Consider the following 10730-nt stretch of genomic DNA (forward strand, 5'->3'; position numbering starts at 1 on the left):
TTAGCTGGTCGCGTAAGTCATTCCGGTAGAACCCAAGCTGGAGATCAAAGTGCCTGCGGCCTCATAGGTGGCGGCTTGCTTGGCCGCACGTCCGGTTAGGCGGGTGATCTCGGCCTTACGCATGTCGGCGTTGTATTCGGCTTGACCGGTGAAGGCGGTCAGCGCGGCCTGAGTCAGTCCTAGATTGCGGTCGAGGGTCGCGCCTTGAAGAGCCAACTCACCCCCGAGGCGCTCCATGTCGGCCTCTCGGAAGAGGGTCCGGCGCTTTTGCTCATGGCTCAGGTGCTGCTCGTCGGCATCCTGCTGGATCTTCGCGGCCGTTTCCGCAAGCAGATCCAGAGGCGTGCCCGAGGCTTCCAGAACACCGCTGTCAGCCAGGGCCACGCGTTGCTCCGCCTGCATGGCGGCGAACTCCTGCCGCCGCTTCTGCATGTTCGCCCGGTTGATGGCGTCTTGCTGGAGAGTCTGGGCTTCGAGTTGCTCGGCGTTTCGCTTGCGCGCATCGGCCTCCGACTTCCTCAGCTTGAAGTTCATCTCCGCTTCCGCGGACTGCATCTGGCTCTGCGCGTTGAGCGTGGCCAGACTGTTCTTCGCCTGTCGCTCCTGCTCCTTCGCATTGGCATTGGCGATGGCGGCCTGAGCCTTACCGGACTGATAGGAGCCATAAGCGGACACAGCAGCGCCCACAACGGCTACGATGGCGGAAACAACGAGTGAAGCCATATTAAAGGGTGAGGATCATAGGTTTCCGTTCTGTCAGCATTGGCTTGAACCCCATGCGGACAAGGAAGCGAGCCAGCCCCTGCGGAGTCAGCACTTTAAAAGTCGTAAAGGTGGCTTCAGGCTCATGTCCCTTACCAGCGACAGAGATAAGGCAGGAGACCGCATAGAGGAGCGCCCGACGTGCGTCCTTCACCGACAAGCCAGGACGTGTCACAGGGAAAGTCAGCTCGGCCACAGGCACACCATAGCTCTCATAGCACCACAGAGCCGCTGCGGGTTCTCCGTTGAGTTTCACCAGCACTCCGAGTGGCGGCAGCGATGCCTCATGGAAGGCAGCCCCTGAATGGATGCGCCACCAGTAAGACACTCTTTCGAAGTCCTGGCGATCATACATCACAGCCTCAAGGCCGGTCACATCGCAGATATCAGCGGCCCTTACTGCATTGCTTTGATGAGCCATCATACGCGGAGAGCCCATCATTCCTTCAGTGGAGATATGAGATGTTACCCGCATTCGCTGCCAGTGGGCCAGAGCGGAGGTTGATGGGACCGTTCCTCCGCAATGCGCCACCACCGAGGAGATCACCTCATTATCCGTTAGGTCATCAAACTCCAAAAATAGGGTGTTTGGATTCCCTCGCAGCAGATCCCGAGTCGTGGAAAAGGCCAACATGCACGATGCCCACCCTGCCTTTAGGCTCTGCTCCATTTCTGGCGGCGAGGCGGCGATGAGATCACGAAGTGCTTCGTCTCCCTTTCGAGAGATCACCACAAACCGCGCCTCCGGCCACTGTGCCAAGAGTCGAGCTGTCCAGTAGATCAAGGTCGGGTCCGCATCTCCGGGCACCTCGCGGTTTTGCGCGTAGTCCTCAAAGGAGGCATAGCCGCGCATGCCCTCGTGATAACAGGGGCGGCCGCACATGCTGAGCACGGTGGAAAGCCAGGCCGTGCGGGTGCGCGGCAGGCCGAGAATAAAGAAGGGTGGTTCAGTCTCCATACAGATCGAGTTTGAGAAGCAGGCTGCCAATCGTGAGCGGCAGGAGGGTGGAGGTCTTCACCAGCGCATCGGTGCCGGGTCGGGCGGAGGACTCCACGACGGTCTCCACATCGCCCGAATAGAGGCCGCTGGCTGGATAAGGCAGGGCCTCGAAGGTGCTGGCGGGATGCTCCGCCACCTGGCCGCCCTGGCTGTCATGCACATAGAGTCCAATGCGAGAGACCCGCCACATCAGGCCCTGGGCGGATCCCTTCGGGCTCTGCACATCGAAGCGGCAGGGCTGGAGTGTGGAAGTGAAGGGCAGTCCAACCACGACCACTGAGGCGGGAGAGGGAAGCGTCAATGCGCCTCCGGAGACCACCTGGGGCGTGAGCTCCACACCATCGGCCAGGAGACTGACCGTCTTGCCATTCAGGTGAGTTAGACCTGGGATCGAGGTGGTCGGCTCGCCATCATAGCGCACGGCAGAGTCCGCATAGATCATGCGTGGATAGTCCGTGAAATCGCGAGCGAAGACCCGTGGGTCCAGCCGCTCGATGGTGCGGAGGCTGCCGCGGCGCACCGCCAGCCAGACTTCATCAGCATCATCGCCATAGATCACCGCCACGGACTCGACCTGCCCATCCGTCTCATGCACATGCCAGCCGAAGACGTTCTGCTCCACCTCCAGCGTCATGCCCAGCAGCTTGCCGCTCGTCGTGACAGCCCAGAGGATGGAGTTCGGGTTACTGCCAAAGGCCAGTTGCTTGATGCCATCCAGGGCGATGTGCTCCGCCAGCACCGTCATGTCTGAGGTGGACCACGGCTCATTGTTAGACCGCTGCGAGACACGCCGCACTTTACGGCCCCCGCGCTGCACAAAGACCACCACCTCATTGGCCATGATGGCGGCGACCGCCGAGGAGCCAAACCGGGATTGCCGCTGGAAATCGAAGTTGGAAGGTGTGATGGCTTTGCCTTGGCCTGAAAGGGTCCACTCATCGCCCCCCGTGCCGATGACCATGTCGGCCCCTTGAGAGATCATCCACTGGATGGGGTTCAGCTCATCGGCCAGAGGCGTCCAGCTCACGCTGCCGTCATCCAGAGAGGAGCGGCGGAAGTTCTCAATATCCCCGCTCACGCTGCCCCAGATGCGCATGGGCGCCTTGGCCGTGCCGGCAAACCACAGGCGGTTCTGATGCATGGCCACCGCGCTGGGGAAGCCCTGAGCCTGACTCCAAGCTCCCTCCGTCCACACATAGGTGGGCGCGGTGGAGAGCAGGGGGGTGATGACATCACAGGTGGCGTTGACGGATTTTCCCTCCGACAGGGCTCCGACCGCCGTGATCTTGACCAAGCCATTGATCCGCGCGTCCGCTGCCTCTAACAAAAAGCGTGGAGCGGCTGCGGTGGAGGTTTCGGAGGAGCTTCCGGCGATGATGCGCAGCCGCAGGGTTTCATCCCCGTCAGTCTCGCCTGAGGCCGAGATGTTGCGGTCTTTCTTCGAGCGCCAGGAGCGGACGAAGTCCCACTGGCCGGATGCATTCAACCGCTCCAGATACAGCGTGCTTTCCCATGAGCCGTAGGTGAAGACCTCCCACGTGCCGTTGATGCGCAGGCCGGAGGTCTGGGCCGGGGTGATCACCGTATTCGCATCCACCCCCCCATGCAGGAAGACGTCATCCCAGGAGCCGCCCACCACGGTCATGGTGAGGTGGACGGCGTGCGCCCCGGTCCCGGGCTTTCGCGCTAGGACGGTGACCGTTGTGCCGGAGACCGTCGCCGTCACATCCGCATGCGCTGCGGTGGAGCCATGATAGGCCGTGCCCGCTCCTGCTCCTGCATTGATCGCGGCGGCGAGATTGCTGGCTGACGTCGCTGCATTCGCTCCGAGGTCCACATGCCCCGCCAGCGTCGGTGTGGCCACAAAGGTGTAGGTGCGGCTGCCGATGGTGACCGTCGCATTCGCCACAGGGTTGGTGGGCAGGTTCAGCACCCCCGTGGCGGCCACCGGCTCCGAGGTGGAAACGATCTCCACAAACGCATCCTCCCGGCGGTGGGTGAGCTGCCAGTAGGAGCCGACATGACCAGGTTTAAATAAAGGGCGGTTCGAGGTGAGCTCCCGGCCTGAGCCAACCTCCACATGATCAATGGCAATGGATGTCTGGTAGGGACTTGGGTTATTGAGCGCTTCGATGGAGGCGGATGCCCAACCTGTCACATCAGCATTTTGCACAGCTAGAAAGTTGTCGGCTCTCCAGCGTAGCTCAATGGCTGTCGGTGTTATCTCCGTAACTGTTTGCCTGTGGGCGATTGTGGGATCGAAAGTGATATAGTCCTCCCAGTCTCCCGAGCCAGGGGTATCTCGCTTCTGTAGCGCTACATAAGTAGGCCGCTGTGAGCCAAATTCGTCCAGCATCAGAGGGGAGCCGCCCATGTCGATGCTGTAGCGCCACGCACCAGGTTGAATAGTGGTCGCAGCGGGGCCACTCCCCGCGCCGGAGATCCACTCATATCCATTCGCGGCCAAGTCCCACTCATACCCTGTTTTAAGGCGCAGTTTTCCTCCAGGAAACACCGATCCTTTAAAATAGATTCGGTAATCACCCGTCGCTGCATTGGTGGTTATCGGATCGACTAGGGGGATGGGGTGAATGTCTGGCAGAGCCCCTTGCCATGTAGCTGACGCGACACTCTGCCATCCTTTGGGTTGGAACGTATTGGTGTTGGCAAATCGTCTCTGCACCAGAATGCGCTTCACATCCCCAGATGGGGGCGTGCCAAGAATGGTCAAGTGCGTTGGGCTGTTAACACCCATGCCAACATTCAGCAGCTCACAGTAAACGCTGTTGCTAGATCCCCCAGGAAAGTTCACATAATACCCAACATGATTGAACGGTGCCAATCCGTTGCTTGATAGCGTGTCATACTGATCCGGCATAGCCTGATCCCCCGGATTCTCGTCCAGCAACGGAGGGAAGCGCCATTCGAGCACCTGGATGCGCCAATCGTTATCTGCATAGCGGATGAGCTTCCGGGGCTCATGATGCGGGTGCGTCAGATAGACCACATCATTGACCTGGCACATCTGCACATCGGGCAGTTCCTCGGCGGCATAAGGCAGCAAGACAGGCTGAAGGAGGCTAACCAATGATGCGTCTTTCCACACACGGAGGCCAAACACTGACAGCTCCAACATCGCCACCGTGGAAGAACTGAATTGGAAGGAGCGCAGATTGGACGGCGTGTCATGGCTGGCCGCCATGCCCATGAACTCCATGCCAGGACGGCGAAAGGCCGGGCCGTGGGCATGAATGATAAAATTCCGCAGCTGACGACAGCCGGAGGCCACCTTCTCCACGCCGAAACGGGAGCCCATGAGCTGGCTGACCTCGCCAGCGTTGAAACTTGAGAGAAGGATGTGCGCGGTGGACATGATCAGGGGCGGGCGATCCCGCCACCCCAACGGGCGCGGAGGGCGAGAGAGTTGAGGGGCAGCATGCCCTTGCGGCGGCGGCCTTCATTGGCATCCACACGCCGGGCCAGCGGTGCCGTTACATTTTGGTAGGCCGTCAATAAATCCGCCGTCTTGCCTGTTGAGCCTCGGATGGTCTCCGAGAGCGCCACGGCCAGCTTCAGCGCAAAGGCCTGGGCAAAGAGAGGATCTGTTAAGGCCGCATCCTCCAGATCACGGAGGTAGATCAGGCGCAGCTCAGCGGCATTCGTCAGCAGCTTGCGGCCTTCGATCACCCATTCCTCAGAGATCCAGTCTCCCGCCTCGGAGTCATTGACCTCCAGCACACGCAGGCAGTCTTCGGGCAGGCTGTATTGCTTTGACCAGCCAAACACAGGAGCGTCCTCGTCGGCCTCGACCTCCACACGCACCACCGCAAAGTTCCAGCGGTGCGAGCGCAGCACCTCTTTGAGCACGGGTAAGTAATGCAGCTCACAGGCCCGCGCAGAAGCATTGGGCTCTGCCAGTGCTGTAATCCGTGCCTGCCCGAGGTGCCCGAGGGCGACGTTACAGAGTTCAAGCTGAGTCATGACCGGGTGTTAAAAAGCGCGGCCCTTTGGCAAGGGGAGGGCCGCCAAACCCCACATGCACCCACGGCCATCCGTGGAGATCACTTGCCGCGCTTGTAAGCGAGGACGAAGTAAACGATGACCCCCGCGGTGAGTGCGGTGGCCGTCATCACCGTGGCATAGACCACGGCATTGCCACTGCCCGTGTCGGGTGCCAGCGGTGTGGGCACCAGCCAGGCGGGGATGTTAGCGGCCGTCCCGGTGATGGAGCAGAACTCCACCTTTGCCGCCGTGGTCAGGGCCACCCCATTGCCCCAGCCATCCGCATCCGCAGCGGTACCCACATCCAGGGTGAGCGCGGTGCCGGGATCATCACTGCACATCAGGCTGGAGAGGTGGGGGAGGGGGATCACATCCTTGGGCAGGAGGCACAGCTTGATGATGTCGCTGGCCGCCTCCGTCCCCACCAAGGTGTAGGGGATGATGGCGAACTCGACATCTCCGCTGACGATGTTGGCGGGGGCGAGCACGCCGGGATTGCTGCGGTCGGGCTTCTGTTGCCCGTAAATAGGAGTCTCGAAAGTAGGCATAATCTTGGATTCTTGAAGGTTTTAGGATCTCACTCAGCACGGGGTTTTAGGACGGCTCGGTGCACTCGATGACCACCACGCCCTCGTCATAGATGCGGGTGGCACCGAGCTGCCAATCGCTGTAGATCTGAGTGGCCATGGACAGGTCATTGCGGATGCTGATGTTCGAAGACATCGCTCCCGTGGTGCGGCGGATCGCCCCCTTCACCCAGCCCACACAGGTGCGGGTGGTGCCGGACTTGCGCAGCCTGGTGCTCTTCACGAACTTGAAGCCCATGAAGGTATCGATCTCACCCGAGATCAGCCCCTGCACCGCCACGAAGTCTTTGGACGTGGCTTCCACCGTGGCCAGCAGGTCCGCTAACTGTTGCGGTGAGACCACCAGCACGCGGGGGGCACCGTCTTCGACCTCGCCGTCTTGGATGATTTGATTCGCCTTGCGCAGTTTCGCCACCGTGAGGCCGTTGCTGCCGTGGGTGATCACTTGGGTGGATGGCAGGGCCGCAGGCGTGGTGCCGAGTTGCCCCGTCAGCGCCGGATCGATCGCCGCAGACCACGCGATGATGTCCTTGTCGCGGTTGTAGGCGTTGGTGTGGGAGATGACATAGTCACTGGTCGGCAGCACCAGCTTGCCCAAGTTCTTGGCATCGTCCTTGTCCAGGAGGTTCGCCAGCTCGAAGCTGCGGCGGACCGCCCAGCGGAAATCCGTGCCGGGGTCTTGGATGTGCGTCGGCCCTTTGCGCTCCGTGCGTTCGTGGGACTCTTGGGCGCCGAGGCGGTCGTAGCGCTTGCGCTCGCCCTCGTAGTTTTCATCGATCACAAAGGCATCGAGACGGGCCTTGGTCTGTTGACACCGATGAATCCAGTTCGTGCTGAATTCGGTGGTGTAATGCTGGGGAATGGTATCAGGCATAAAGGAATGAGAATTGAAGTGAATCAAGGTTCTCGGGCGGCTCGGTAGTCAGCGTGTGCTGGCCTCGCTTTCGAGGGGTCCGCCGCTTACGGTAGTCCTTTCGGGCCTCGGCGACTTAGGATCTCGTGTGAATTAACTTTTGGTTAGTCAAGAAGAAATGCGCCGCGTTTTCATGCCTTTGCGCGGGCGATGCTTGCCGTATTCATCGGGCCGTGGATCCACGGCGGATGCAAACTTGAACAACCCGGCCCGGTGCGCCTCCGCCAGGGTGCGCAGGGCATCTGCAGGGTGGCTGGCCCAATCATGAACAGGCTCCGCCCGTGTCAGGGCTCCAGCGCCCTCTGTGTGCTGGCGATAGGCGGCCAGCGCTTCCAGTCCTTTCTCGACCTCGGGCGTCTGCCTCCAGACCATCCCAGGCATCATCTCCAGCGCATGGTTGATGCCGATCCAGACGGAGGAAGTGCGCGGCACACAAATCAGATTGGAGAGCCCCGCCGTCCTCAGCTCAGCGGCAAAGGTGGTGCCGCTGCGCTCCGTCTGCTGGGCGTCATGGGGCAGGTAGTGCCTGCCGAGGTTGTAGCCCTTGGCCAGGATCAGCGCTACCAGCTCCGTGAGGGTCCCCTCGAAACCGGCGATGTAATCGACGATGCGAATCTCCCTGCCCACCACCTGCCAGAACCACGTCACCCGATGTCGCGGGCTGCCGAGATCCCAGGAGGTATTCACCAGACTATCCCCCGCCACCGGCATGGGGCAGATGCGGCCTTCCGTGCGGGCTCGATCCAAGGCCGCCGCATAAATGGCACCCTCGATCGGCGCTCGCCAGCACTCATCGAGAAAGGTCGGGTTCTCGCGCATCATGAAGAGGCCCTGCGTGCGGCGCTCCGCCGCATACCAGCGGCGTTGGGCCTCGCTCAGCAGGATACCATCCTTGGTTAGGCGCTCCGCGATGCTCGCAAAGTAAGCCAGGCTCTCCGCATCATGGGCCGCTGTGGTCGAGACATTGCGCGGATCCAGATACCAGGGCGTGAAGTGCACCTGCCAATCCTCGGCAATGCCCTCCAAGGTGGGCCGGATGAGATCCCAGAGCTTGCCGCCCTTCCCACCTTTCCAGGTGGTCTCCACGAACTTCACGCCATGACGAGCCGCCGGGAAAGCCCCGGTCACGATCTCTTCCGCACGCTTGGCATCGTCGTGCTGAATCACCCCCAGCTCTGAGGCCCAGAGAAAATCATAGGACCCACCGCGCCCCTTCACCCCCGCAAAGAAAGAAGACGGCGCCTCTTGGCCGAGGGCATCCACAGTCAGCTCGCTGTCATTGTCCTTCAGCTTCACCAGGGGCCAGCCCAGCTCCATCAGGGCATTCAGCGCCACCTTCACGATGCCATTCATCTTCTTGGCCGCATCATCGGCGGTCTGATCGATGAGCTGCGCGGTGAAGGAACGGCGAAAGCCCAGACAATCCGCCACGAAGACGCCCAGGGTGGTCGAGTAACCGAGACGCCGGGATTTGATCTCCACCTGCTGAGACGGGCAGCCAGGATCCTTCGCCTTCACACCGTGCACCGCATCCAGCAGCTTGCGCAGCAGCACCTTCTGCTCTTCACGAGGTTCAAAGGGAATGATGCCCCGGCCATCGGCGGTCTTGATTTTGTAGAGATGGCCCGAGGTCAGCCTCCACCAGGGGTCCGAAAGCTTGGATTCGAGAAGAGCCAGATCCTCAGCAGTCATAAGCGTAGTTTGTTCGCCAGGTCCTCCAGTGCATGATGGCCCGTCGCCTCACTGCCATCCCCGGCCAGGTCATTGTCCACCTGGATGGCCCGGAGCCGATCCGCCGCCTTCTCGCCCCCCCGCGCAATCTCCGCACAGATGCTGCGCTTTTCCATCAGCGTCAGGATCGTTCCCGTTTCCGCAGGCTTCTCGGTCGGTGGTTGCGGCGGGCTCTCGGTTCGTCCCTCCCCAGGCGCTTCGCCCTGTTGCGCTTGCAGCCAGATGATCCGGGCCTGGGCTGCTGCCGTTTGGGCCAGTCGCATCCCCGCCGTCTGCGCCGTCGCCTCCGAGCAGCGGGCCCTGACACACCTGCGGTAGGCCTCCGCCACAGGCACCTCACCCCCTGCCATGAGGTGGGCAAAGTTCTCATGCTTCGCATTCGTCAAACGTGTGCTTCCATCCGTCATGGCCCTCACGCGGGTGATTCCTCGCGGCCCTGTCAAGCAGGATATCGGAGGGTTGCATGGCATGTTAGGCCAGGTTTGAAAATCCCGCAGAAACCCACCTGCAAGAAGGAGTGCAGGGGGCAGAACCAGGCATCGCCAGATGGAGAAACGGAGGGGTCAAGCAGGATATCGGATGAATGGATGGTTGGATGGTTGGATGGTTGGATGGTTGGATGGTTGGATGGTTGGATGGTTGGATGGTTGGATGGTTGGATGGTTGGATGGTTGGAGGGTTGGAGGGTTGGATGGTTGGAGGGTTGGAGGGTTGGATGCGCGAGCGGCTTGGCAGTGGCTTGAAGTGGCTCGCACACTCCGTGTGCGAAAAGCCCAGCTCAGCAGGCCAAGCCCAGGCTCCGAACGCTAACAAGGATCGTTGAATGAATGGATGGTTGGATCGTTGGATAGCGCGAGCGGCTTGGCAGTGGCTTGAAGTGGCTCGCACACTCCGTGTGCGAAAAGCCCGACTCGGCAGACCAAGCTCAGGCTCCTGATCTCTCCTCTCCCCACCTGGCAAACGCACCAACAAGGTCATGGGCTGGATGATCCGGTATCATCGCTAGTTAGGCCAGGTCAGGCTGGGCCGGGCCACCTGGGCCACGCTGGAGATGAAGGGCACCTCACTCGGACTTCCACGTGGTATCCCGCACACGGAGTGTGCGGACCACTTGAGGGCCACCGCCTGCGTCATCCCTCTATCTATCCACCCATCCCCTCCAGAGCTCTTTTTCCCCGCTCAGAGCCCCGGCTTCAGTCGGACTCTTGGACCAAGCGAGGTACTCTCCCCCTGCCGCCTGAAGGCCGGGCTCCGAACGCAGACAAGGATCGTTGAATGAATGGATCGTTGGATCGTTGGATCGTTGGATGAATGGATGGTTGGATGGTCAAACGGCTTGGCAGTGGCTTGAAGTGGCTCGCACACTCCGTGTGCGAAAAGCCCGACTCAGCAGGCCAAGCCCAGGCTCCTGATCTCTCCTCTCCCCACCTAGCAAACGCACCCACAAGGGCATGGACTGGATGACTCGGTATCATCTCTTGTTAGGTCGGGTCGGTCAGGTCAGGTCAGGCTGGAGATGAAGGGCCACTCACTCGGACTTCCCCACAAGACGTCGATGTCCTCTCGTCTTGCGGCCCCAAGGCCTGTCGATTTCACACGGGCTTATGGCCTAACAAGACGTTGGTGTAACAACAACGTCCACCCCTTGACCCCTTGACCCCTTGACCCCTTGACCCCTTGACCCCTTGACCCCTTGACCCCTTGACCCCTTGACCCCTTGACCCCTTGACCCCTT

At 61.0% G+C, this 10730-nt stretch carries 8 protein-coding genes; all 8 read right to left on the reverse strand.

Annotation, left to right across the window (positions count from 1 at the left end; genetic code table 11):
* Positions 1 to 723, reverse strand: coding sequence for a hypothetical protein (locus tag B5D61_RS24770; RefSeq protein ID WP_078816119.1), 723 nt, complete (start codon positions 721 to 723; stop codon positions 1 to 3).
* A 1-nt stretch (position 724) separates the two neighbouring features.
* Positions 725 to 1720, reverse strand: coding sequence for a hypothetical protein (locus B5D61_RS24775; protein ID WP_078816120.1), 996 nt, complete (start codon positions 1718 to 1720; stop codon positions 725 to 727).
* Positions 1710 to 5135 (reverse strand): phage tail protein, encoded by a 3426-nt coding sequence (locus B5D61_RS24780; protein ID WP_139373496.1) that lies wholly within the window; start codon positions 5133 to 5135, stop codon positions 1710 to 1712. The genes B5D61_RS24775 and B5D61_RS24780 overlap by 11 nt, the downstream gene beginning before the upstream one ends.
* 2 nt (positions 5136 to 5137) lie before the next feature.
* The gene (locus B5D61_RS24785) at positions 5138 to 5743 is read right to left on the reverse strand and encodes a phage connector family protein (RefSeq protein ID WP_078816122.1); all 606 of its coding nucleotides are present in this window, start codon (positions 5741 to 5743) and stop codon (positions 5138 to 5140) included.
* Between the two features lie 80 nt (positions 5744 to 5823).
* Complete coding sequence (locus B5D61_RS24790) at positions 5824 to 6312, reverse strand: hypothetical protein (RefSeq protein ID WP_078816123.1); 489 nt, start codon at positions 6310 to 6312, stop codon at positions 5824 to 5826.
* A gap of 46 nt (positions 6313 to 6358) precedes the next feature.
* The gene (locus tag B5D61_RS24795; protein WP_078816124.1) at positions 6359 to 7225 is read right to left on the reverse strand and encodes a phage capsid protein; all 867 of its coding nucleotides are present in this window, start codon (positions 7223 to 7225) and stop codon (positions 6359 to 6361) included.
* Positions 7226 to 7372: 147 nt separating this feature from the next.
* Positions 7373 to 8956 carry a hypothetical protein gene (locus B5D61_RS24800; RefSeq protein WP_078816125.1) on the reverse strand — a complete coding sequence of 528 codons (1584 nt, stop codon included), beginning with the start codon at positions 8954 to 8956 and terminating at the stop codon, positions 7373 to 7375.
* On the reverse strand, positions 8953 to 9402 hold the full coding sequence (locus B5D61_RS24805; protein ID WP_078816126.1) for a hypothetical protein: 450 nt from the start codon (positions 9400 to 9402) through the stop codon (positions 8953 to 8955). Before B5D61_RS24805 ends, B5D61_RS24800 begins: the two co-directional genes overlap by 4 nt.
* Between the last annotated feature and the right edge of the window lie 1328 nt (positions 9403 to 10730).

Source organism: Prosthecobacter debontii (assembly GCF_900167535.1).
GTDB classification, from domain to species: domain Bacteria; phylum Verrucomicrobiota; class Verrucomicrobiia; order Verrucomicrobiales; family Verrucomicrobiaceae; genus Prosthecobacter; species Prosthecobacter debontii.